Origin of the sequence: Paucibacter soli, assembly GCF_037482845.1 — a bacterium.
Taxonomy (GTDB): Bacteria; Pseudomonadota; Gammaproteobacteria; order Burkholderiales; family Burkholderiaceae_C; genus Paucibacter_B; species Paucibacter_B soli.
The window spans coordinates 306692-328780 of record NZ_JBBHJW010000005.1; the positions used below are offsets into that span (position 1 = coordinate 306692).

22 protein-coding genes are annotated in these 22089 nt (G+C 68.2%); 17 read left to right on the top strand and 5 right to left on the bottom strand.

What is annotated here, in order from left to right:
• Positions 1 to 3: 3 nt before the first annotated feature.
• The gene (gene nosZ / locus WG898_RS13000) at positions 4 to 1941 is read right to left on the bottom strand and encodes a TAT-dependent nitrous-oxide reductase (protein ID WP_339603221.1); all 1938 of its coding nucleotides are present in this window, start codon (positions 1939 to 1941) and stop codon (positions 4 to 6) included.
• Positions 1942 to 1964: 23 nt separating this feature from the next.
• Positions 1965 to 2351: a hypothetical protein gene (locus tag WG898_RS13005; RefSeq protein ID WP_339603222.1), complete on the bottom strand. Its 387-nt coding sequence runs from the start codon at positions 2349 to 2351 to the stop codon at positions 1965 to 1967.
• Between the two features lie 213 nt (positions 2352 to 2564).
• On the opposite strand from WG898_RS13005, the gene WG898_RS13010 reads away from it, so the two are divergent.
• Both WG898_RS13010 and WG898_RS13015 read left to right on the top strand, forming a co-directional pair.
• Positions 2565 to 2969, top strand: coding sequence for a c-type cytochrome (locus WG898_RS13010; protein ID WP_444718938.1), 405 nt, complete (start codon positions 2565 to 2567; stop codon positions 2967 to 2969).
• A 19-nt stretch (positions 2970 to 2988) separates the two neighbouring features.
• Entirely contained in the window at positions 2989 to 3990 is a 1002-nt protein-coding gene (locus WG898_RS13015; protein WP_339603223.1) for an FAD:protein FMN transferase, read from the top strand.
• On the opposite strand, the gene WG898_RS13020 is transcribed toward WG898_RS13015, so the two are convergent.
• Positions 3979 to 4707: a transglutaminase-like domain-containing protein gene (locus WG898_RS13020; RefSeq protein WP_339603224.1), complete on the bottom strand. Its 729-nt coding sequence runs from the start codon at positions 4705 to 4707 to the stop codon at positions 3979 to 3981. The two genes, WG898_RS13015 and WG898_RS13020, sit on opposite strands and share 12 nt — an antisense overlap.
• Positions 4708 to 4822: 115 nt before the next feature.
• On the opposite strand from WG898_RS13020, the gene ssb reads away from it, so the two are divergent.
• Positions 4823 to 5368, top strand: a complete 546-nt coding sequence (gene ssb / locus WG898_RS13025) for a single-stranded DNA-binding protein (RefSeq protein ID WP_339603225.1) — start codon at positions 4823 to 4825, stop codon at positions 5366 to 5368.
• A gap of 64 nt (positions 5369 to 5432) precedes the next feature.
• On the opposite strand, the gene WG898_RS13030 is transcribed toward ssb, so the two are convergent.
• Positions 5433 to 5642, bottom strand: coding sequence for a hypothetical protein (locus WG898_RS13030; protein WP_339603226.1), 210 nt, complete (start codon positions 5640 to 5642; stop codon positions 5433 to 5435).
• 214 nt (positions 5643 to 5856) lie between these two features.
• Here WG898_RS13030 and WG898_RS13035 point away from each other — a divergent pair, with 214 nt between their 5' ends.
• The 14 genes from WG898_RS13035 (at position 5857) to WG898_RS13100 (ending at position 21486) form a co-directional block, all read left to right on the top strand.
• Positions 5857 to 6333 (top strand): hypothetical protein, encoded by a 477-nt coding sequence (locus WG898_RS13035; RefSeq protein WP_339603227.1) that lies wholly within the window; start codon positions 5857 to 5859, stop codon positions 6331 to 6333.
• 279 nt (positions 6334 to 6612) lie between these two features.
• Complete coding sequence (locus tag WG898_RS13040) at positions 6613 to 7308, top strand: hypothetical protein (protein WP_339603228.1); 696 nt, start codon at positions 6613 to 6615, stop codon at positions 7306 to 7308.
• A 795-nt stretch (positions 7309 to 8103) separates the two neighbouring features.
• Positions 8104 to 8541 carry a type II secretion system major pseudopilin GspG gene (gene gspG / locus WG898_RS13045; protein ID WP_339603229.1) on the top strand — a complete coding sequence of 146 codons (438 nt, stop codon included), beginning with the start codon at positions 8104 to 8106 and terminating at the stop codon, positions 8539 to 8541.
• A 70-nt stretch (positions 8542 to 8611) separates the two neighbouring features.
• On the top strand, positions 8612 to 9772 hold the full coding sequence (locus WG898_RS13050) for a type II secretion system F family protein (protein WP_339603230.1): 1161 nt from the start codon (positions 8612 to 8614) through the stop codon (positions 9770 to 9772).
• Positions 9769 to 11304 (top strand): GspE/PulE family protein, encoded by a 1536-nt coding sequence (locus WG898_RS13055; RefSeq protein WP_339603231.1) that lies wholly within the window; start codon positions 9769 to 9771, stop codon positions 11302 to 11304. Before WG898_RS13050 ends, WG898_RS13055 begins: the two co-directional genes overlap by 4 nt.
• Positions 11285 to 12661 (top strand): PilN family protein, encoded by a 1377-nt coding sequence (locus WG898_RS13060; protein WP_339603232.1) that lies wholly within the window; start codon positions 11285 to 11287, stop codon positions 12659 to 12661. The genes WG898_RS13055 and WG898_RS13060 overlap by 20 nt, the downstream gene beginning before the upstream one ends.
• Positions 12658 to 13224 (top strand): hypothetical protein, encoded by a 567-nt coding sequence (locus WG898_RS13065; protein WP_339603233.1) that lies wholly within the window; start codon positions 12658 to 12660, stop codon positions 13222 to 13224. Before WG898_RS13060 ends, WG898_RS13065 begins: the two co-directional genes overlap by 4 nt.
• The gene (locus WG898_RS13070; protein WP_339603234.1) at positions 13221 to 13784 is read left to right on the top strand and encodes a hypothetical protein; all 564 of its coding nucleotides are present in this window, start codon (positions 13221 to 13223) and stop codon (positions 13782 to 13784) included. The genes WG898_RS13065 and WG898_RS13070 overlap by 4 nt, the downstream gene beginning before the upstream one ends.
• On the top strand, positions 13781 to 15949 hold the full coding sequence (locus WG898_RS13075) for a secretin GspD/PilQ domain-containing protein (RefSeq protein WP_339603235.1): 2169 nt from the start codon (positions 13781 to 13783) through the stop codon (positions 15947 to 15949). Before WG898_RS13070 ends, WG898_RS13075 begins: the two co-directional genes overlap by 4 nt.
• Positions 15950 to 15953: 4 nt before the next feature.
• Entirely contained in the window at positions 15954 to 16421 is a 468-nt protein-coding gene (locus tag WG898_RS13080; RefSeq protein WP_339603236.1) for a type II secretion system protein, read from the top strand.
• 2 nt (positions 16422 to 16423) lie between these two features.
• Complete coding sequence (locus WG898_RS13085; protein WP_339603237.1) at positions 16424 to 16801, top strand: type II secretion system protein; 378 nt, start codon at positions 16424 to 16426, stop codon at positions 16799 to 16801.
• Positions 16788 to 17297, top strand: a complete 510-nt coding sequence (locus WG898_RS13090) for a type II secretion system protein (protein WP_339603238.1) — start codon at positions 16788 to 16790, stop codon at positions 17295 to 17297. Before WG898_RS13085 ends, WG898_RS13090 begins: the two co-directional genes overlap by 14 nt.
• A 273-nt stretch (positions 17298 to 17570) precedes the next feature.
• Positions 17571 to 18311 (top strand): NF038120 family PEP-CTERM protein, encoded by a 741-nt coding sequence (locus WG898_RS13095; protein WP_339603239.1) that lies wholly within the window; start codon positions 17571 to 17573, stop codon positions 18309 to 18311.
• 34 nt (positions 18312 to 18345) lie between these two features.
• The gene (locus tag WG898_RS13100; RefSeq protein WP_339603240.1) at positions 18346 to 21486 is read left to right on the top strand and encodes a S8 family peptidase; all 3141 of its coding nucleotides are present in this window, start codon (positions 18346 to 18348) and stop codon (positions 21484 to 21486) included.
• Between the two features lie 104 nt (positions 21487 to 21590).
• On the opposite strand, the gene WG898_RS13105 is transcribed toward WG898_RS13100, so the two are convergent.
• Entirely contained in the window at positions 21591 to 22007 is a 417-nt protein-coding gene (locus WG898_RS13105) for a hypothetical protein (protein ID WP_339603241.1), read from the bottom strand.
• Positions 22008 to 22089 lie beyond the last annotated feature (82 nt).

Here is a 22089-nt window from a genome sequence, read left to right on the forward strand (position 1 = left end):
CTATCAAGCCTCAACAATCATGCGCGTGCGCATTTCCAGGTGCAGTGCATGGCAGAAGTGGGTGCAGTAGCACCAGAACACGCCCGGCTTGTCGGCCACAAAGGTGACCGAGGCGGTCTCCAGCGGGTTGACGATGAAGTTGACGTTGTACTTCGGGATGGCGAAGCCGTGCGTCAGATCCTCCACCTTGTCGAGGTTGGTGAGGATCAGCGTAACCTCGTCGCCCTTCTTGAGCTTGAACTCGCGCATGCTGAAGGCCGGGGCCTGCGAGGTCAGCTTGACGGTGACCTTCTTGCCATTGCGCGTCACGCCGGATTCCTTCGGGTCCTTCACCGCCAGCGGGAAGTCCTCCAGCGCGTAGACCTGCTTGGGCTTGACCAGATCGCGCTTGAAGATGATGAAGTCATGCGGCTCGCCGCGCACCGGGTGGTCGGCCAGCAGCACCATCTTCTCGCCCGAGATGTCGATCAGCTGCTCGTTCTCGGCGTGCAGCGGGCCCACCGGCAGGAAGCGATCCTTGGAGAACTTGCAGCCCACGGCCAGGTACTTGCCGTCGGCGGCACGCGTCTCGGACTGGCTGGCGTTCAGGTGGCCCGGCTGGTATTGCACGTCGATGCGGTCCACCACGTACTTGGCGCTCTTGTCGCCGGCGTGGAACTTGATCGCGGCCTCGACGTTCCATTTCACCACCTGGCTGTCCAGGAACAGCGTGGTGAAGGCATTGCCGCGGCCGTCGAAGGCGGTATGCAAGGGGCCCAGGCCCAGCTCGACCTCGGCGACGATGGCCTTGTCGGGCGATTCCAGCTTGCCGTCGAAATAGTCCAACACCTTGGCCAGCTCGATCACGGTGGCGGTGGGCGAGAGCTTGCCGGCGCAGATGAAGTACTTGGCGTCGGGGCTGGCGTTCACGCCGTGCGGGTTCTTGGGGACGCTCACATAGGCGGTCAGCGCGGTCTTGGGGTCCTTGTTGGCGGCATGCGTACCGTCCACCACCGGCACCTTGGAGTCGCCATAGGTCTTGAACTTGCCGGCCTTGACGGCCTCTTCGATGCGGGCGATGTTGAAGAACAGGCAGGCGTCGCGCTCGGCGGACATCATGTCCTCGTACTTCGCACCCATCTCGGTGTTGTACTGGTTGGTGGCGGCGAGCTTGCCGTCGTACGAGGTGGCGGTGAGGTCGCAGTTGCCGTCGATCAGCACCTGCCAACGCACTTCCATGCTCTCGGCGTCCACGCAGGTGAACAGCGAGTGGTACTTGGTGGCGTCTTCGCTGCCGGTGTTGGGCAGGGGGATGGAGAACTCGGCGCCGCAGAACACCCGCGTGGTGTAGTTGATCTTCGGATCAACCGGGTCGGCCTTGTCCGGGAAGATGCCGTGGAAGCCCTGCACATTGGGCAGCTCGGTGATCTTGTCGCAGACGAAGTAGTCGAGCCTGATGCGCGCGATGCGGCTGTTGATCTTGTCGTTCACCCAGGCGTAGCGGCCGTCGTAGTTGCCGTCCTTGTAGGAGGCGTGCACATGGTGGGTGTCGGCCACGGTGTAGCGCAGGCTGCCGTCGGCCTTGGTGCCCATCACCTTCTTGGACTCATTGGTGATGCCCCAGCCCACCAGCGCGTCGGGGTTGAAGCAGGGAATGCGCAGCAGTTCGCGGCCCGAGGGCAGGCCCAGCACGCGCACGTCGCCCGTATGACCGCCGCTCCACAGGCCGTAGTAGCTGTCCAGCTCGCCCGGCTTCAGGTGGGTGGCATTGGCCCCGCCCGCGCCATGCTGGGCGGTGGTGGCGGGGCCGCTGGCCGCGGCCGGGGCGCCGTCGCCGGCCTTCTTGTCGGCACAGGCGGCCACGCCCAGGGTCAGGCCGGTGAGGGCCGCGGTGTTGATGAAGCGGCGGCGGCCCAGGGCGGTGGGCTGCACGGCGGTCACGGTCTTGCTGTCGTCTTTCATGGTCTTACCTTGTGGCTAGGTTTTCAGGCAAAGCAGGGAGGGCCACGGGCCGGCAAAGATGCGGCTTGTGTGGCGGTGATGGGAGAAGGCGGGCAGCGGCTTGCGGCGGCCGGTCGCCAACTGTGGGAAGCGGCTTGCAGACCTGGCGGATCGAGCGGCAGGTCCAGCGGTAGGCAGCATTGCGAACAGACCGAGGCGCCATGCGCCTGCAGCAGGCCTGCAGCAGCGCCGCCGGACGCGTCGTCCTGCGCCTCCAGCATGCGCATGCCGGCACTGCCGCATACCAGCTGCAGGCCGACCGGCTGGATCAGCGGCGCCGCCCATCCCCATGCCCAGGCCATCAGCAGCAGGGCCACCATGGCGCGACGCAGGCCGAGCCGGCGCAAGTGGTGCATGGAGGAATGGGACATGGGATGTGCTTGGGAGGGGCATGCGCATCGTCGTCAGCCCGCTCATGGCATGCCTTGACCCAGTTCAAGAAATGCAAATTGACCTGGAATATGTATCTTGCATCGAACAATTCACTGGCGGCCCGCGCCGGGACTCTTCAGAATCGCGCCTGTGACAGGTGGCCGATACGGCATGACCCGCGGTGCGGGATGAAGAACTCAGAGAGAAGCGCAATGGTTAAGAACAGCATCACCCGATTCGGCCTCATGGCCCTGACCCTGGCAGCTCTGGTGGCCTGCGGCAAGCAGGAGGCTGCGGCGCCGGCCGCGCCCGCCGCAAGCCCGGCCCCCGCGTCGGCGGCCGTGGCGGCAGCCCCGGCCGAGAACGCGCTGGGCAAGTCCACCTTCGGCAAGGTCTGCGCCATGTGCCATGCGGCCGGTGTGGCCGGAGCGCCCAAGCCCGGCGACAAGGCCGACTGGGGCCCGCGCATCGCCCAGGGCGAGGAAACGCTGTACAAGCATGCCCTCGAGGGCTTTACCGGCGCCAAGGGCATGATGCCCGCGCGCGGCGGTGGCGCGGCCCTGAAGGACGAGGAAGTCAAGGCGGCCGTCGACTTCATGGTGGCGCAATCGCGCTGAACGGACGGGCCACGCCATCATGCTGAAGCGACGCGCCTTTGGCGCCGCCCTGCCCTTGCTGGCCACGGCGCTGTATCTGCGCCCGGCCCTGGCCGATGCCCAGGTGCAGCAGGCCTCCAGGCCCCTGATGGGCACACGGCTGGACATCACCGTGCAGGCCGCGGACGCCGAGCAGCGCCGCCTGGCGCTGCAGGCCGCCTTCGCCGAGATGGAGCGCCTGGCCGCGCAGATGAGCCGCTACCGGGCGGACAGCCTGGTTTCGGCGCTGCAGCGCGCCGCCGGACGCGAGGCGCTGGCCCTGCCGGCCGAGATGTTTGGCGTGTTGCGCATGGCCAAGGCGATGGCGCTGCGCAGCGGCGGTGCATTTGATCCGACCATTGGCGCGCTGGCCGAGTGGAGCTTCGAGCCGGACCGGCCCGCCATGCCCACGCCCGCCCAACTGGCGCGCGAGCTGCCCCTGGTGGACCACCGCGAGCTGCTGCTGGACGAGCGTGCCATGACGGCGCGCCTGCTGCGCCCCGGCATGCGCCTGGACCTGGGCGGCATCGCCAAGCTGCCGATCCTGGCGGCGGGCATGCAGGTGCTGCGCCGCCACGGCATCGAGAACGCCATGCTCAATGGCGGCGGCGATGTGCTGGTGCAGGGCCAGTTGCAGGGACGCGATTGGCGCATCGGCCTGCGCGACCCGCTGGCGCCGGCGCGTCTGCTTGGCACGGTGAACCTCAGCGAGGGCTGGGTGGCCGCCTCGGGCGACTACGAGCGCTGCTTCGAGCGCGATGGCCGCCGCTATCACCACATCCTCGATCCGCACAGCGGCCAGCCCAGCCAGGGCCCGCATGGCGTGGTGCTGGTGGCCAGGCGGCTGGAGGCGATCAACGGCCTGGGTGCCGCCATCATGGTGGCCGGCGCCGAGCGCGGGCGCCGCTGGCTGGCACAGAGCCCCGAGGTGGATGCGCTGATCGCCGAGCGCGACGGGCGCCTCTGGCAATCGCCCGGCATGACGGCCCGCCTACGCGCCTGAAGCGTTGTTCCGCAACGCCGCCACGCGGCGGTTCATGCCGCGGCGTATCCAGTGCACATAAAGCCAGCGCTTGAGGCCGCTGAGATTGCTGCCGTGGCGCGCGTAAAACGCGTCGGGGCTTGCGAACACGCCGAAGTCGCGGTTGATGCCCTCCTTCTGGATATAGGTGTTGCAGCCGCTCCACTGCACCCCGGGCGCCTGCAGATCCGGCGTGGCCGCGCCATAGCCGCAAAAGGACTTGGCAGCGGGAAAGCGGCGCTGCAGGGCGCTCAGATAGGCCTGGTCCAGGATGAAGCCTTCCAGCTCGATCCAGCGCCCGTCCAGCCACAGCTCCACCCAGCTATGCACGATGCTGGCCGGCGCCAGCCAGTAGCCCAGGCCGGTGATGGCGCCCTTTTGCAGGCGCTTGTGGATGGTGAAGCCGTGCAAGCGGCAGGGCAGGCCGGCGCCGCGCAGCAGCGCCATCAGGAGGCTGCCCTTGGTATTGCATTGGCCCATGCCATCCGCCAGCACCTGCGAGGCCGGGATCTCGTCACCGAGGTTGTAGCCAAAGGCGATCTCATTGCGCACAAAGTCGTAGATTGCCCCGGCGCGCTCGTGGGGCGGCAGGGCGGCCCAGCCGCGCTGTGACAGCAGCGCCCGCAGGCGGGGGTGGTGGAAGTCCAGGATGGGCGTGCTGGCGAGGAGGGGGCGGAGTTCAGCTTCTTTTTGCATCATGGCGGCATTGCAAAGCCTGGAGCCGATGCAGAGTCAAGCGCTCACCCCAATATGCGCTGGCGGGCACGGCGGCATAATCTGCGCTTTCTCGCCAGCAGCGGAGCGCTTCACCATCATGGCCTCGGTCAACAAAGTCATTCTCATCGGCAACCTGGGGCGCGACCCCGAGTTGCGCTACAACCCCAGCGGCGTCGCCTTCTGCACCATCAGCCTGGCCACCACCCGCACCTGGAAGAGCCGCGACAGCGGCGAGCGCCAGGAAGAGACCGAATGGCACCGCGTCGTCTTCAACGACAAGCTGGCCGAGATCGTCGGCGAGTACTGCAAGAAGGGCCGCCCGCTCTATGTGGAAGGCCGTCTGCGCACCCGCAAGTGGCAGGACAAGGAAGGCAAGGACCAGTACACCACCGAAATCATTGCCGACCAGATGCAGCTGCTGGGCGGCCGTGAAGGTGGCGGCGGCGACGAAGGTGGTGGTGGTGGCGGCGGCGGTGGCGGCTACAGCCGCCAGGCCCGCGGCGCTGGCGCCGAGCGTGGCGGCGACATGGGTGGTGGTGGCGAGTCGCGCGCCCCGGCCGCCCGCGCCCCGGCCCCGCGCCCGGCACCGGCCCCCAAGCCCTCCACGGGCTTCGACGATATGGACGACGACATCCCGTTCTAAGAAAAAAGCTCACCAGCCTTGGCAAGCCAGCAAGCCCAGCGCCCTTCCAGGGGCCCTGGGCTTTTCAGTTTCTGGGCCGCCCACCCAGCACGCGCGCCGGCAGGAACAGCAGCGCGCGCAGCAAGGCGAACACGGCCTCGAAGCCTATGCCTATCAGCCGCAAGGGCAGCGAGATCAGCCAGACCAGGGGCCACAGCAGCAGCGCAAGCAGGGCCAGCGGCCAGCACAGCAGCAGCAGGATGAACCAGACGATCAGGGTGAGCAGGGCATGCACGGCGGCGGGGCTCCGGTCGGGCTGGGCCTGATTCTGTGCGCCGCCGGCGCGGGATGCCGGAGGCCATGCCCCCGCTGGCGCGTAAAAGCACCCATTGCTCCCGGCCGGCCTGACCCTAGAATCGCCCCGAATTGCGCGGCGCCCTGATCTTCCGTCCGGCCGCGTGAGGAAGAAAAGAATGATGATGATCAAAGAGATCCAAGGAGCACCCCCGATGAAGAGCAAGAAATTTGCCGCGCTGTCCGCCGGCCTCGCCCTGACCCTGAGCATGGGCCTGCTGGCCCCCGCCATGGCCGCCGGCCCGACCGGCCCTGATGCCGCCGCTGCGCAGAGCGTGCGCGAGCAACTGCGCACCGACCGCAAGGCCTATGTGCTGAAGTCGCTGGCACTGGACGATGGCCAGGCCAAGGCCTTTGCCAAGGTCTACGACGCCTACGCCGGCGAACTCGCCGAGCTGAATCGCCAGTCCACCCGTCTGGCGGTGGAGTTCATCGGTTTTGGCGACAAGCCCACCGACGCCCAGTCCAAGTACTTCGTCAAGGAATACCTGGCCGTGGAAGACGCCGAGTTCAAGGTCTATCGCAAGTACCACCCGCGCATCGTCAAGGCCATCGGCCAGGCCGGCGCCGCACGCTTCCTGGCCGTCGAGCGCCGCATCCGCGCGCTGCAGGAATTCGATCACTGGATGTGAGATAGCAACTCACTGCGGCTGCGACCCGGCCCGCAGCACTTGCCAGCCTGACCGGCTGTGAAAGCGCCCTCTTGAGGGCGCTTTTGTACGTCTGGGTCTGCGGAAAGGTCGTTGTTGGCGGTGCGGGATATTCCTCGCCTCGTCGGCGACCTAACTGGTAGTCTTGGTGGGCGGTCCAGGAGCCTGGCCGGGCTTGCTTTGAGAGCTTCGGTTGGTTCCTCAATCAGAATCCCTGTAGATTACAGACCATTCCTAGGTGCAAAAGGGTTGGATAAGTCCGTGTTCAAGCTGCACAGCGAGCCGGTGCTCAAGAAGAGCTATTGGAAACGGTGGATGAGGCCTGCCATGCCGCTGGCAGCAGCAGCCTTGCTGGCGATGGCAACTTTTGAAGCCAATGCCAGTGGCGCGCCAAACGCCAAGGCATTGCCAGACTGTCAACAATTTCGGTCTGCGCCGGCGACTGGGGGTAGTTCGCCGACAAAAATCATCAAAGCTATTCGAGTTGCAGTTGAAGCCAAGAAGATTGACAACCCGCACTACCTGCGACGAGCGGTGTTTCCTAGGTTGTGCCTTGATCGGGTTTCTGAAACCGGCTCAAAAATATACCTGTTTGATCCAGAAAATCAGCTTGGCCAAATTGGGCATGGGGAGCTTGTCCTATTTCCTGGCGGAGACTTCCGGCTATCTGTGGGCCTCCGGAATGATCAAAATCATCGGGTGAATGAATCATGTTTCTCGCCTGATGAGGTGAAAGGCATTCTCGGAGAACCAGATTTCGAAGGGCCGATCATACCTGTCCAAATGATTCGGCCCGTTCAAGAGGCGGTAGCGGCGGATGAGTTGTTTGAATATCGCTACTATCGTGAACTGCCTGGCGACCGCACGGTTGTTGTTGACGTGGCATTTTATAACGGCTGCCTGACCGGACTCGGCGTGGAGTCGCCCGGCGAAATTTACCTCAAATCAATTGACTGACATTCGGGGGCGAGGGTCAGGGGGGCGAGGGTCAGGTCTCCCATCTTGCGTTGCATTCATCGAATCGCGCAGGCGGAAGGACTGTCACTCGCATCGAAAAAATCAAGCGAATGTCCTGCGCGGCACAAACGCTTATTCAATTTGGGAGACGTGCTCGCACGTCTTCGGCCCCCAATGCATTGAGAGTAATGATATTTTGAGAATGCCAATCCCCTGGCTAAGAATCACGCTATTTTCAGTTTGCACTGCCTACGCCTATGTGTTCTGTAACATATCTGGCATTGGTGATCCGCTTGATGATTCAATCCGCGTGCTGGTGATTGGGCCGATACTATCGGTGCTGATATTTGCGGCCTTGGTGCTGGTGTGCATCGCTTGGCTGAAGATTCGGCACATGCTTGGAAAATGATGGCTCCCTTGCTGTTCGGCTTTGTGAAATCGTCATCCAGGTCTGGGTTGGCGCGCAGTTGCCAATTGGCAGGCCCAGCAAATTGGGGTGCATAAGACCCAGCGACCGACCCTGCATTTCCACCATCAAGACTTGAATTGGTTTCTTCGCGTCGCACGAGTTGGCGGCGAGCGTCGATAGATGGGTTCGCAGCTGCAACGCAAGTGACTTGCCGGCGCCGCCTGCGCCGCCCACCCGTTCACGGGGCCGGGATGCCCCGATTGCCCTGTCGCACAGGGCCTGCCATAGTGCCGGGCCGAGAAGAAGAACGCTGGTGAGGGTCTGTAGACTGGGCTCAGCGCTGAAAAAAGAACACCGTAGAGATGAATGCTGCCGAGCCGATGACCATGCGATCGAACCTGCCTTTGAACGACCTAAGCCGCCGATGCCGCGGCTTCACCCTGCTGGAGTTGCTGGTGGTGATGGTCATCATCGGCCTGCTGGCGGGCTATGTGGGCCCGAAATTCTTTGGCCAGATCGGCAAGTCCGAGGTCAAGGCGGCGCGCGCGCAGATCGATGCGCTGCAGAAATCGCTGGACCAGTACCGCATCGACCTGGGGCACTACCCCAGCACCGAGCAGGGCCTGCAGGCCCTGGTAGCCAAGCCGGCCGACGAGCCGCGCTGGGCCGGGCCCTACCTGAGCAAGGCCGTGCCCAAGGACCCCTGGCACAACGAGTACCAATACCGCGCCCCGGGCGAGCATGGCGAATACGACCTGCTCTCCTTCGGCCGCGATGGCCGCCCTGGTGGCGAGGGCGAAGACGCCGATCTGGTGAGCTGGTAACAGGCGCCAGCCGCCGTTGTTGTTCATGCCCACTTTTGAGGCCCGTGTCTTCCATCCCGACCAAGGGGTGGTGCAGCAACGCCGTGTCGAGGCCGCGGACCGCCAGGCCGTGGCAGCGGCCCTGGGCGTGCTGCCCCAGCATGTGCTGGAAGTGCGCGAACTGGGCGCCAGCGCGCCGGCAGCGCGCCGCTTCAGGCGCAGCGCCAAGCGTTTCCCGCTGCAGCTCTTCAGCCAGGAACTCGCCGTGCTGCTGGATGCCGGCATCAGCCTGCTGGAGGCCCTGAGCACCTTGCGCGAGAAGGAGGCCAGCGAGGGCGTGCGCCAGGCACTGGACGGCGTGGCCGAGGCGGTGCAGCAGGGCCAGCCGCTCTCGGCGGCGCTGCGCCAGCACCCCGAGGCCTTTGACGAGCTGATCTGTGCCATCGTGGCGGCGAATGAGAAGACCGGCCAGCTCGCCGCGGCGCTGGCCCAGCATGCGCGCTACCTGGCCTGGGTGGAAAGCCTGCGCGCGCGCCTGATCGCCGCCTGCGTCTACCCGGCCATGCTGCTGGTGGTGGGCTCGGCGGTGATCATGTTCCTCTTGCTCTTCGTGCTGCCGCGCTTTGCCGGCATCCTCGATGGCCTGGGCAACGAGCTGCCCTGGGGCTCGCGCATCCTCATCACCTTCGGCCAGACCGCCGGCGCGCATCCCTGGCTGTTGCTGGGCGCGGTGTCAGGTCTTGCCATGCTGGGGCTGGCGGTGTTCCGGCACAAGCCCTTGCGCGAGCGCGTGCAGGCCAGCCTCTGGACCTTCCCCGGCCTGGGCCCGCGCCTGCGCGTGCTGGCCTTGGCGCGGCTGTATCGCAGCATGGGCATGCTGCTGGCCTCGGGCGTGCCGGTGCTGCCGGCCCTCAACATCGTGCGCGACGTGGTGGCCCTGCCCTGGCGGCCCGCGGTGGCGGCGGCGGCCGAGCAGATCGCGCGCGGCGAGCGTTTTTCGGACGCGCTGGAGGCCCATGATCTGGCCACCCCGGTGGCGCGCCGCATGGTGCGGGTGGGCGAACGCAGCGGCGAGTTGGCGGCGATGCTGGAGCGCGCCGCGGCCTTTCACGACGAAGAGGCGGTGCGCCTCACCGAGCTGCTGACGCGCGCCATCAACCCGGCGCTGATGCTGGTGATGGGCGTGCTGATAGGCGGCATCATCGTGCTGATGTATCTCCCGATCTTTCAACTGGTGGAGCAGGTCCAGTGAGCGATGTAACCTCCCTGGCCCATTGGCTGCCCGCCGAACAGGCGCCCTGGCATCTGGATTTCGAGCGCTGGCCGCAGGCCCAGGCGCAGCGCTGGCGCGCCGTGCTGGCGGTCAACGCCGCCGGCCGCTGCACCCTGCTGGCCGATCGCGCGCTCGACGGCCTGCTGCTGCAAAGCGTGGAGTCGCGCCTGCAGGCGCCGGTGCGCTGGCGGGTCTGCGAGGCGGCGGCGGTGGAGCATTGGCTGGGCGCGGGCGAGGCCGATTTCCGCGCGCTCTCGGACGTGGACGAGGCCATGGCCGGCAGCGAGACCCATGCGGCCGATGCCGAGGAGCTCTCGGCCCTGCGCCTCTCCGAGCAGGCGAGCCCGGTGGTGCGCCTGCTCAACGCCACGCTCTACGACGCGCTGCAGGACGGCGCCAGCGATGTGCACATCGAATGCACGGCGCGCGGTGCGGTGATCCGCTTCCGCATCGACGGCGTGATGGCCCAGGTGCGCCAGGTGGACGGCGCGGCGGTGGCCGAGCAGCTGGTGTCGCGGCTCAAGGTCATGTCCGAGCTGGACATCGGCGAGCGCCGCCTGCCGCAGGACGGCCGCTTCAAGTTGAAGGTGCAGGGGCGCGAGATCGACTTCCGCCTCTCCATCATGCCCAGCGTGTTCGGCGAGGACGCGGTGGTGCGCGTGCTGGACCGCGCCCGTATTGAGCAAAGCGCAGGCCAGCTGACGCTGGATGCGCTGGGCTTCGATGAGGAGGAGCGCGCCGCCATCCGCGCCCAGGCACGCCAGCCGCATGGCATGCTGCTGGTCACCGGCCCCACCGGCAGCGGCAAGACCACCACGCTCTACGCCACCCTGGCCGAGATCCACACCGGCCAGGACAAGATCATCACCATCGAAGACCCGGTGGAATACCAGCTGCCCGGCGTGGTGCAGATCCCGGTGAACGAGAAGAAAGGCCTGACCTTCTCGCGCGGCCTGCGCTCCATCCTGCGCCACGACCCGGACCGCGTGATGGTGGGCGAGATCCGCGATGCCGAGACCGCGCAGATCGCGGTGCAGGCCGCCCTCACCGGCCACCTGGTGTTCTCCACCGTGCATGCCAACAACGCCTTCGACGTGATCGGCCGCTTCATGCACATGGGGCTGGACCTGTACAACGTGGTCTCGGCGCTCAACGCGGTGCTGGCGCAGCGCCTGATGCGACTGAACTGCCGGCATTGCGCGCGGCCCTTTGTGCCCGACGCGGCTACCTTGGCGCGGCATGGTTTGAGGGCCGATGAGGGGACTTATATGAAGGGCGAGGGCTGCGGCCATTGCCGTGGCACCGGCTATCGCGGCCGGCGCGCGGTGGCCGAGCTGCTCAAGCTCGACGATGGCCTGCGCGACCTGATCGCGGCGCGTGCCCCGATGTCGCAGATCAAGGAAGCGGCGCGCAGCCGCGGCATGAAGCCGCTGCGCACGCTGGCGCTGCAGGCGGTGTGCCGCGGCGTCACCACCTTCGAGGAGCTGGAGCGTGTCACCCTTGAGGAGTGAGAACAACCATATGAGGGCCAAGGGTCAGGTCTTGCGCTGGCGGCGCGGCCTGCGTGCGCGCCTGGCGCGGCCGCAGCAGCTGTGGCTGGATGGGCGCGCGCAGCTGCAGGGCGCCAGCCTGGCCGATTGGGCCGCCGCGCATGCGGGCACGGCGCTGGAGCTGGTGGTGTCCGAGCAGCTGCTGGCGCATCTGCTCAGCGAGCCCGGCCTGCCCCTGGCCGACGATGCGGCCGTTGCCGCCTATGCGCGCCAGCTCTTCGGCCATTACTTTGGTGCGCCCGCGCAGCGCTGGGCCATCGCCGGCTGGGCCGCGGCGGGTGCCAAGGGCGCCAGCGCCCTGCAGGGCCTGGACTGGCCGGCCGCCCAGGCCAGCCTGGCGGCCCAGCAGGTGCGCGTGCTGAGCCTGCGCCCCGCCTGGGCCGCCGTACTGCAGGCCCTGGCCGCACAGCAGCCGCAATGGTTGCGCGCACCGCAGGCCGCGCTGGCCTGGGTGGAAGGCAGCCTGCTGACCTGGGCCGAGCTGCGCGAGGGCCGGTGCCAGGTCTTGCGCCACCAGCGCCTCGAAGCGGCCACGCTGGCCGCGCTGGGCGAGGCCCTGGCCGAGCTGCGGCGCGAGGGCATGGAGGTGCTGCTGTGCGGCTATGGCCTGGAGGCCGCCACCCCGCTGGCCTGGCCGGGCGTGCGTCTGCTGGGCCGGCTGGATGGCCAGGCGCCCGCGGCCGAGCTCTTGGCCAGGCCCGCCCAGCCCTGGGCGGCGGCGCCGCGGCCCGATTTCATTGCGCAGGCCCAGGCGCGCTCGCCGCTGGCCTGGCCGCTGGCGGCCACCGGCGCGCTGGTGCTGGCGGCCGCCGGCTGGAGCGCCTGGGACGGCCACCAGGCCATGCAGCAGGCCCAGACCCGCCTGGCCAGCCTGAAGCTGCAGCTGCAGCAACAACAGCGCGGCGCGCCGGTGGCTGCGGCCGCGGCACGCGCCACGCCCACGCGCACCGATCCGCTCGAGCAGGAGCGCCAGCGCAGCTTGGCCGAGGTGCAGCGCCTGCTGGCGCAGCCCTGGGGGCATCTGCTTGCCAACGTCGAGCAGGCGGGCCTCACCGGCGCGCCCGGCGCGATCCACTGGCTGGGCCTGGACTTCAATATGGGCCGCCTGGAGCTGCGCCTGGAAGGCTTGGCCAGCGACAAGGCCGTGGCCCTGCAGCTGGTGGACCGCCTGAGCGCCGCGCCCGGCTGGGGCGAGGTGGTGTTGGGGCGCTTCCAGAACGGCGGCGAGGGCCTGAGCGGCCAGCGCTTCGAGCTGGTCGCCAAGCTCAAGCCCCAGGCCCTGCAGGCCAGCCTGCCCGTCAAGGAGAAGCAGCCATGATGAGGCCGCTGATGCAATTCGTCAGGTCGCTGGGCTGGCCCGGTTGGCTGGCCCTGGCCTTGCTGGCCGGGGCGGCGGGCCTGGCCCTGGGCCTGCTGCCGCGCTGGGAGGCGCAGACGGCGCGCCTGCAGGGCGAGGCCGATCACTTGCAGCGCCAGCTGCGCCTGCGGGCCCCGGCCGCGCCTGCCAGCGGCCCCGCCGCGCTCACGCCGCAGCAATGGCAGCTGAGCCTGCCGGCGGCCGAGCTGCGCCAGCAACGCCTGGCCGATCTGCTGGAGCTGGGCCTGCGCCAGGGCCTGGTCAGCAACCGCACCGAGCACCGCCTCACGCTGGACGCCAGCGCGGGCCTGGAGCGCATGCGCGTCACCATGCCGGTGCAGGGCGGCTATGCGCAAGTGCGCGGTTACATCGACGCGGCCCTGCTGCAGGACCCGGGCCTGAGCCTGGACAGCCTGAAGCTGCGCCGCGCCAATCCGCAGACGGCCGAGGTGGACGCCGAGCTGCTGTGGTCGCTGCATGCGCGCCACCCGGGCGCCGCCCCGGCCAAGGAGGCCCAGCCATGAAGGAGCGCAGCAACATCGGCAAGCGCCAGCTGGCCCTTGGCGTGGCGCTGGCGGCCACGGTGGCCGCCACGCTCTGGGCCGCGCAGGCCGAGGACGACGAGGCGCCGGTGCAGGCCACGGCCGGGGCGCGCCGTGCTGCAGCACCTGCCGCGCCCGCGGTGGGTGGAGGGTCCAGGGCGGCTGCGCCCGCGCCGGCGGCGAGCGAGCCGCCGCGCTTCGTGGCGCTGCAGCGCGCACCCTGGCCGGCGGTGCCGGACAGCGCGCTGGCGGCCTGGATGCCGCCGCCGCCCCCGCCTCCGCCGCCACCCCCACCACCTGCGCCAGCACCGCCGCCGGTGGCGCCGGGCTTCCCCTATCAGCTGATCGGCCGCCTGGAAGAGCCTGGTGTGGCGGGCGCGAGCCAGGTGTTCCTGGCCGGCCCGGCGCGCAGCCTGAACGTCCGCGTGGGTGATGTGATCGACGGCCAATGGCGCGTCGAACGCATCAGCCCCAGCGGCCTCCAACTCCTCTGGTTGCCCGCCAAGCTGCCAGTCAACGTCGCATTCCGACCCGTACCATGAAGCGCATTCACCACTTCGCCCTTGTCACGCTGATGCTGGTGCTGGCGGGCTGCGGCCATCCCGCGCTGCGCCAGGCCGACGAGCTGGTGCGCAGCAACCAGCTGCCGCAGGCTCACGCCCTGCTGCAGCAGGCTCTGCGCGAGGCGCCGCAGGAGCAAGCCTTGCGCGCCGCGCAGCTGCGCGTGGCCGATCAGCTCAAGGCGCGCCTGCTGATGCAGATCGAGGGTGCGCGCCTGGCCTCGCGCTGGGACGAGGCACGCGAGGTCTTGCAGCGCCTGCGCGAGCTGGATCCCAAGCATGGGCGGCTGGAGTGGTTTGATGCCGAGATCGGGCGTGGCGCGCGCCAGGACGCGGCCCTGTTGCAGGGCCGTGCCGCCCTGCGCGAGGGCCAGCTGTCCCTTGCCGAGAACGCCGCGCGCGGCATCCTGGCCGAATCGCCGCAGCACCCCGGCGCGCGCCTGCTGCTGAGCCAGATCGCCCAGGCCAGGCCGCTGGAATACGCCATCGGCGAGCTGGGCCCGGCGTTTCAGAAGCCGGTCACGCTGGAGTTCCGCGAGGCACCGCTGCGCCAGGTGTTCGAGGCGCTGGCGCGCTCAAGCAATATCAACTTCGTGTTCGACAAGGACGTGCGCTCGGACGCCAAGGTGACGATCTTCCTGCGCAATGTCAGCCTGGACGAGGCCATGCGCGTGATCCTCGCCACCCAGCAGCTCGACCGCAAGCTGCTCAACGAGAGCTCGGTGATGATCTTCCCGGCCACCCAGGGCAAGCAGCGCGAGCACCAGGAGCTGATCACCCGCACGCTCTACCTGACTAACGCCGATGTGAAGCAGGTGCAGGCGATGGTGCGCGCGATTGCCAAGGTGCGCGACATCCATATCGACGAGCGCCTCAACCTGATGGTGGTGCGCGACACCCCCGAGGTGCTGCGCCTGGTGGAGCGCCTGATCGCCTCGGTGGACCTGCCCGAGCCCGAGGTGATGCTGGAGGTGGAGGTGATGGAGCTGGCCACCGACCATGTCGACCAGCTGGGGCTGCAATGGCCGGAGACGGTCTCCTACGGCCTGCCGGGGGGCAATGGCGTTGCGAGTGGCCAGGTGCTGCTGGGCCGGCGCGACGAGTTCCGCGCCAGCATCGCCAACCCGGCCGTGGTGGCCACCCTCAAGGGCACCTCGGGCAATACCAATCTGCTGGCCAATCCCAAGATCCGCGTGCGCAACCGCGACAAGGCCAAGGTGCTGATCGGGCAGAAGGTGCCGGTCTTCACCACCACCACCAATTTCGCCCAGACCTCCTCGGTGGCGGCCTCGGTCTCCTATCTGGACGTGGGCCTGAAGCTCGAGGTCGAGCCCACCATACAGCTCGACAACGATGTGGCCATCAAGGTCAATCTGGAGGTCAGCAACCTGATCCGTCAGGTCACCGGCCCGGGCGGCACCACCGCCTACGAGATCGGCACACGCCAGACCAACACCACCTTGCGCCTGGCCGACGGCGAGACCCAGGTGCTGGCCGGCCTGATCAGCGACGAAGACCGCCGCAGCGCTACCGGCGTGCCGGGCCTCTCCGGCCTGCCGCTCTTGGGCAAGCTGTTCGGCGTGCAGACCGACAACCGCGCCAAGACCGAGGTGGTGCTGCTGATCACGCCGCGCATCGTGCGCAACCTGGCCCTGCCCGACGCCGGCCTGACCCAGCTGCCCGGCGGTACCGATGCCTCGCCGGGCGCGTTCAGCAGCCGGCTGAAGTCCAGCGCGCGGGTGGGCGTGGGGCTGAGTGGCCAGGCCGCGCTGTCGCGGCCGGCAGCGGACGCGGCAGCAAGCGCCGAGGTGACGCTGAAGATGGATGTGACGCCGCAGATCCCGGCCGGCGGCACGGTTTCGGTGACGCTCAAGCAGGACAGCGGCTTCTCGGTCAAGGGCGAACTCGAGTTCGACCCCGCCAAGCTGCAGCTGGCGCAGAACCTGCCGGGTGCCGTGCCCGGCCGCGCCAGCTTCGAGCTGGCGCCGCGTGGCGAGCGCGTCATCGTGCTGCGCGCCCTGCCGGCCGCGACGGGCCAGCCGCTGACCGTGAGCGTGGGCGGCCTGCAGGCCAGCGGCCTGAACGGCGAGACGCCGCCGGTGCGGCTCGAAGGTTCCGGGCTTGTCGCGGTAGAGGCTGCGAAGTAAGGGCATGCGCGCGCGCGGCTTCACGCTGATCGAAATGCTGGTGGTGCTGGCCATGCTCAGCGTGCTGGCGATGGCGGCGCGGCCGGTGCTGCTGCTGTCGGTGCAGCGCAGCCAGGAGTTCGCGCTGCGCGAGGCGCTGCGCACGCTGCGCGGCGCGCTCGACGCCTACAAGCGCGCCGCCGCCGAGGGCCATATCCAGCTCAGCCCCGAGGACAGCGGCTACCCGCCCGATCTGCTGGCGCTGGTGAAGGGCGTGCCGGATGTGAAATCGGCGAACGGCCGCAAGCTCTACTTCCTGCGCCGCCTGCCGCGCGACCCGCTGGCCGACCCGGCCCTGACGCCCGAGGAGAGCTGGGGCCTGCGCGCCGCCGACAGCCCGCCCGATGAACCCCGCGCCGGCCGCGATGTGTTCGACGTCTATTCCCGCTCCGAGCGCCGCGCGCTCGACGGCACGCTGTACAAGGACTGGTAGGCATGCGACAGCGTGGCTTCACCCTGATTGAATTGATTGTCGTGATGGCGATCGTGGCCCTGCTCGCCAGCATCGCCGCGCCGCGCTACTTCAACAGCCTGCAGAAATCGCGCGAGACCGCGCTGCGTAGCTCGCTGAACGTGATGCGCGACGCGATCGACCAGTACGCGGCCGACAAGGGCCGTTACCCCGATTCGCTGCAGCAGCTGGCCGAGGCGCGCTATCTGCGCGAGATCCCCGAAGACCCGCTCTTGGGCCGGCGCGATGGCTGGGTCGAACTCGGCCCGCCACCGGATGCGCAGCTCAAGGGCCAGCTCTACGACCTGCGCAGCGGCGCGGCCGGGCGCGGCAGCGACGGACGCTTGTATGCGGACTGGTGAGAAGAAGCTCCAGCCGGGGTTTACCTATCTGGGCATGCTGTTCTTCGTGGCCATCACCTCGGCCGCGCTGGCGGCGCTGGGCCAGCACTGGAGTACCGCGGCGCAGCGCGAGCGCGAGCGCGAGCTGGAGTTCCGCGGTCAGGAGATCGCGCGCGCGATCGAAAGCTATCTGCTGGCCAGCCCGAGCCAGCCTCCCAACTACCCGCATAGCTTCGAAGACCTGCTGCGCGATGGCCGTGGCATCAAGCCGCGCCACCACCTGCGTCGCGTTTATGCCGACCCTTTCACCGGCAAACCCGACTGGGTGTTACTTGCGGCACCCGCCGATCCGCGGGGGTTCGAGGGCGTGCGCAGCCGTTCGGAGCAGGTCTTGCTGCGGCAGCTCGGCGACGCCGGCAGCCCTGCATCGCATGCCAGCGATTGGCTCTTCAAAACCGCTCCCGCCCAGGCAAAACCTGACCCCACGGCGCCTGCGGCCTCGGCCCCCGGCCCCTGAGTGCTAGCGCGCCACGGCGCGCACGCCCCTGTGCACCTGTCCGTATTTACCCTGGATACCCCTAACTCGGGGGCGGGGCAACTCAGTATGTCCATCGCCACGGCTCTGATCAGAATCCGCATCCTGACGCACGCGTTGTTGTTCGGCCTCATTCGGATTCTCTGCGTTGGGCGGCCAGTGTGGCGCTTGCCCGGTATCCCCGGGGTGTAGCTGCCAGCCAAAAAATTCGGGTGCAAGACACCAACATCATTGGTAACAGGAGAAGGATTTTTTATGAAGCGGTCTTTGATCAAATCCGCGCTGGCCTTGGCAGCGCTGTGCGGCGTAGCGGGCACGGCCAGCGCCAGCATCGTCACCTTCGATGGGCTGCTGAGCACGCCCAATGCGCCCACGATGCCGTTCTTCGGCCATGGCGACGAGTTCTACCAAACGGGTTACTGGATGGACCCCTTCTCCAATGCCGCCAATGCGCAGCTTGGCGATCTGGTGGGTGCCATCGTCGACGGCGCCGATCTTGGCGGCACCTGCATGGGCGTGGTCTGCCCCAGCAACAACAAGACGAACTTCTTCACCGGCCTGAACGACGGCGCGATGGCTGTGGGCCGCATGAACGGCGCGCGCTTCCAGGTCAAGGGTTTCGACGCCGGCTTCGTCGGCAATGGCGATCCCCTGCCCGCCGTGGCGGGTCTGATCCGACTGCAGGGCCACAAGGCCGACGGCAGCGGCTTCCTGACCAGCACCTACCAGCTGGCAGGCCCAGACGCACAGGGCGCGCTGAACTTCAACCACTACAACCCCAGCGCCGCCTTTGCCGGCACCGAGTTCGACGCCCTGTACGTGTTCGGCTACGCCTGCAATGCCGCCGGCAGCTGCTCGGCCTTCGGTAGCGACCGTGCCCAGTTCGCGCTTGACAACCTCAACCTGGCCGAAATCCCCGAGCCTGCCAGCCTGGCGCTGACGGCCCTGGCCCTGGGCCTGGCCGGCTTCGCACGCAGCCGCCGTCGCTCCGTCTGAGCCCCAGCAACGCGCAAGAACAAAAGGACAAGACATGACGATGAAACTCAAGCCCGCAGCCCTGGCGACCCTGGTGCTGCTTTCGAGCCTGGCCACCGCCGCCATGGCCCAGGAGCGCAAGACCTATCTGGTGCAGCTCAACAACGAGCCGGCCGCCACCTACCAGGGTGGCGTCGCCGGCCTGGCTGCGACGCAACCGGCGCCCGGCAGCACCTTCAAGTACGGCAGCACCGCCGTGCAGGCCTATATCGATTACCTGGGCAAGCAGCAGGACAATGTGATCGCGCTGGTGGGCAACGCCCCGTTGCTGGCCACCTACAAGACGGTGTTCAACGGCTTTGCCGCCAGCCTGACCGAGGCCGAGGTGCTGGCGCTCAAGTCCAGCCCGAGCGTGGTGGACGTGTTCGAGGACGTGCCGCGCCAGTACGACACGATCAGCACCAGCAACTTCCTGAAGCTCACCGCGCCCGGCGGCCTGTGGTCGCAGACCGTGGGCGGCAATGCCAACAAGGGCGAGGGCATGGTGGTCGGTATCATCGACGGCGGTATCTGGCCCGAGAACCCCGCCTTTGCCGATCGCGTGGACGCCAATGGCGTGCCCACCTTCGACCCGGCCGGCACCCAGGTCTTTGGCCCGGCGCCCGCCAGCTTCCATGGCGGCTGCGTGGCCGGCGAGGGCTTCAACCCGGCCCTGCATTGCAATAACAAGCTGATCGGCGCCAAGTTCTACAACGCCGCCTTCAAGGCCAACCAGCCGGTGATGCACTGGACGGACTTCGACTCGCCGCGCGACTCGGGTTCCGGCCCCAACGGCCACGGCGGCCACGGCGACCACACCGCTTCCACGGCGGCGGGCAATAGTGGCGCCACTGCCATCGTCTCGGGCATTGCCATGGGCCAGGCCTCCGGCATGGCACCGCGTGCCCGCGTGGCCGCGTACAAGGTCTGCTGGACCTTCCCGAATCCCGCTGCCACCGACGGCACGGGCAGCCAGAACACCTGCTACAGCACCGATTCGGTGAAGGCCATCGACGACGCCGTGAACGATGGCGTGAACGTCATCAACTTCTCGATCAGCGGCTCGCAGACCTCGGTCAACGACCCGGTCGAGCAGGCCTTCTACCGCGCCTCGCTGGCGGGCGTGTTCGTGGCCGCATCGGCCGGCAACAGCGGCCCGGCCAACCAGGTGGCCCACATCAGCCCCTGGCTGACCACGGTGGCGGCTTCCACGCATGATCGCAATATGCAGGCCGATGCCAATCTGGGCAATGGCAGCAAGGTCTCGGGCGCCTCGCTCAATATCACGCCGGTGGCTGCCACGCCGCTGATTCGCGCCGAGGATGCCGGCATCGCCGGTGCCGGCGCCAACCTGAAGCTGTGCTTCAGCAATCCGCTGGAACTCGACCCGGCCAAGGTGGCCGGCAAGATCGTGGTCTGCACGCGCGGCAACAACGCCCGAGTGGACAAGAGCTTTGCCGTGCAGCAGGCCGGCGGCGTCGGCATGATCCTGGTCGACAACGGCGGCGGTCTGGTGGCCGAGGCCCATTCGGTGCCCACCATCCACGTGACGGTGGCTGACGGCGCTGCGATCAAGACCTATGCCCAGACCGCCGGTGCCACCGCGGCTATCGGCAAGTTCTATGTGGGCCAGAAGCCCGCGCCCATCATGGCCGGCTTCTCTTCGCGTGGCCCCAACCAGGGCGACAGCAACATTCTCAAGCCCGACCTGACCGCGCCCGGCGTGGACGTGATCGCCAGCGTGACGGCGGATCTGAGCCAGGCCGAGCGCAATGCGGTGGCCAACGGCACGCTGGTGCCGCCGCCGGCCTGGGCCTCCTACCAGGGCACCTCGATGTCCAGCCCGCATGTGGCCGGCCTGGCGCTGCTGATCAAGCAGGCGCACCCGAGCTGGTCGCCCGCGGCGATCAAGTCGGCCCTGATGACCACCGGCTACTCGACCCTGAACGACGGCCTGCCCGGCGACCAGAACGGTCTGCTGCCCTGGGCCCAGGGTGCCGGCCATGTGGATCCCAACAAGGCCACCGATCCGGGCCTGGTGTACGACGCCGGCAAGGCCGACTACGTGAAGTACCAGTGCAAGGTCAACAAGCCCGCTGTGCCGGCTGCGGATTGCACCACCTATGGCACGCTGGACGAGACCTACAACCTCAACCTGCCTTCGATCACGGTGGGCAATGTGATGGGCACCGCCACGGTGACGCGCCGCGTCACCAATGTGGGCGGCAGCGCTGCCACCTACACGGCAACGGCCTCGGTGCCCGGCTTCACCACGGTGGTGACGCCCAGCACGCTGAGCCTGAACCCGGGTGAGACCAAGTCCTTCACGGTCAAGCTGACCGGCGCCGGTGCCGCCGTCAACGCCTGGCAGTTCGGCTCGCTGAGCTGGACCGACGGCAGCCATGTGGTGCGCAGCCCCATCCAGGCACGCATCGGCAAGCCCATCAGCGCGCCCGCCGGCCTGGTCGCCAACACGGCTTCCGGCAACAAGCTGATCACCGTGAAGACCGGCTTTGCCGGCCGCATGGGTTCCGCCGTGGGTGGCCTGAGCCCGGTGACCATGGGTGATGCCGTGACGCTGGCTGAAGGCGGCAAGAACTCGGCACAGCTGAAGGCAGCCTGCCAGGCCGGTGCCGATCTGCCCGACGTGAAGGTCTACAACATCGCCGTGCCCGCCAACACCGTGGTGCTGCGTGCGGCGCTGCGCCAGGCGGACGTCAGCGGTGCCGGGGACGACAACGACATGGGCATCCTGACGCCGACGGGCGGCTGGGTGTACTCGGGCAACGATGGTTCCAACGAAGCGGCGCAGGTCAGCGCCCCGGCGGCCGGCAACTATCGCGTCTGCGTGGCCGCCTACGGTGGCTCGGATGCGATGACGCACCGCCTGTCGACCTGGGTCGTCAAGGTGGGCGACACCGGCGGCAACTTCCGCGCCATGCTGCCCAGCACCGTCTACGCCAACAGCTCGGCCACGGTGGGCCTGCTCTGGTCGGGTCTGGCCGCATCGGGCCGCTACCTCGGTGGCGTGCAGTTCAAGGACGCCGGCGGTACGGTGCAAGCCACCACGGTGGTGCGCGTCGAGACCAACGGCGGCCTGCCGGTGAGCGAGCCGGTGGAAACCAGCGCACACAAGCTGGTGCCGATGAGCAACTAAGCAAGGCGGCAACGCAGTCTCCGGCCAAGCGGCCAGAGACTGCGCCAAACGTCTGACTTTTTTGAGGCCGCAACCCGCAAGGGCTGCGGCCTTTGTCTTGGGCCCTACTGCTGGCCGGTGGCGCCCGCGCCGCCGCCGGCCAGCAGGCTGCAGCGCCCCGCCTGGCAGCTGCTGCCCGGGTCGGTGACGAGGCGGCAGTCGGACATCATGCCGCTGCGCAGGTTCTCGGCCCGGCGCGCGGCAGCATGCTGTTCGACCAGGGTCTGGAGCTTGGCCGCATCGCTGCGCTTGCTGGACCAGGCCAGATAGCCCTCCGGCCCGCCGCAGGACTTGTGGCCCACCGCGATGCTGCGGCATTGCTGCGGCGCGTCGCAGGCGGCATCGCCGATCTCGGCCTTGATGTCCTTCAGCAGCGTGGCGCTGTCCCTGGCCTCCACCTTGGGCGCGCTATTGCAGGCCGCGGCGGCGAGGGCCAGCAGGGTGATGCCGCCAAGGCGTAGGAGGGTGGTGTGGGTGCTCATGGCCCATCGTCGCGCCTTCGCTGGCGCCGCGCAAGCGCGCAAAGAAAAAGGGCGCCCAAGGCATGGGCGCCCCTTGCACGTG

What these genes read in the sequence shown, in the direction of transcription:
- nosZ (WP_339603221.1), bottom strand. Translation starts at nt 1,941, where the DNA reads ATGAAAGACGACAGCAAGACCGTGACCGCCGTGCAGCCCACCGCCCTG.
- WG898_RS13005 (WP_339603222.1), bottom strand. Translation starts at nt 2,351, where the DNA reads ATGTCCCATTCCTCCATGCACCACTTGCGCCGGCTCGGCCTGCGTCGC.
- WG898_RS13010 (WP_444718938.1), top strand. Translation starts at nt 2,565, where the DNA reads ATGGTTAAGAACAGCATCACCCGATTCGGCCTCATGGCCCTGACCCTG.
- WG898_RS13015 (WP_339603223.1), top strand. Translation starts at nt 2,989, where the DNA reads ATGCTGAAGCGACGCGCCTTTGGCGCCGCCCTGCCCTTGCTGGCCACG.
- WG898_RS13020 (WP_339603224.1), bottom strand. Translation starts at nt 4,707, where the DNA reads ATGATGCAAAAAGAAGCTGAACTCCGCCCCCTCCTCGCCAGCACGCCC.
- ssb (WP_339603225.1), top strand. Translation starts at nt 4,823, where the DNA reads ATGGCCTCGGTCAACAAAGTCATTCTCATCGGCAACCTGGGGCGCGAC.
- WG898_RS13035 (WP_339603227.1), top strand. Translation starts at nt 5,857, where the DNA reads ATGAAGAGCAAGAAATTTGCCGCGCTGTCCGCCGGCCTCGCCCTGACC.
- gspG (WP_339603229.1), top strand. Translation starts at nt 8,104, where the DNA reads ATGCGATCGAACCTGCCTTTGAACGACCTAAGCCGCCGATGCCGCGGC.
- WG898_RS13065 (WP_339603233.1), top strand. Translation starts at nt 12,658, where the DNA reads ATGATGAGGCCGCTGATGCAATTCGTCAGGTCGCTGGGCTGGCCCGGT.
- WG898_RS13070 (WP_339603234.1), top strand. Translation starts at nt 13,221, where the DNA reads ATGAAGGAGCGCAGCAACATCGGCAAGCGCCAGCTGGCCCTTGGCGTG.
- WG898_RS13075 (WP_339603235.1), top strand. Translation starts at nt 13,781, where the DNA reads ATGAAGCGCATTCACCACTTCGCCCTTGTCACGCTGATGCTGGTGCTG.
- WG898_RS13080 (WP_339603236.1), top strand. Translation starts at nt 15,954, where the DNA reads ATGCGCGCGCGCGGCTTCACGCTGATCGAAATGCTGGTGGTGCTGGCC.
- WG898_RS13085 (WP_339603237.1), top strand. Translation starts at nt 16,424, where the DNA reads ATGCGACAGCGTGGCTTCACCCTGATTGAATTGATTGTCGTGATGGCG.
- WG898_RS13090 (WP_339603238.1), top strand. Translation starts at nt 16,788, where the DNA reads ATGCGGACTGGTGAGAAGAAGCTCCAGCCGGGGTTTACCTATCTGGGC.
- WG898_RS13095 (WP_339603239.1), top strand. Translation starts at nt 17,571, where the DNA reads ATGAAGCGGTCTTTGATCAAATCCGCGCTGGCCTTGGCAGCGCTGTGC.
- WG898_RS13100 (WP_339603240.1), top strand. Translation starts at nt 18,346, where the DNA reads ATGACGATGAAACTCAAGCCCGCAGCCCTGGCGACCCTGGTGCTGCTT.
- WG898_RS13105 (WP_339603241.1), bottom strand. Translation starts at nt 22,007, where the DNA reads ATGAGCACCCACACCACCCTCCTACGCCTTGGCGGCATCACCCTGCTG.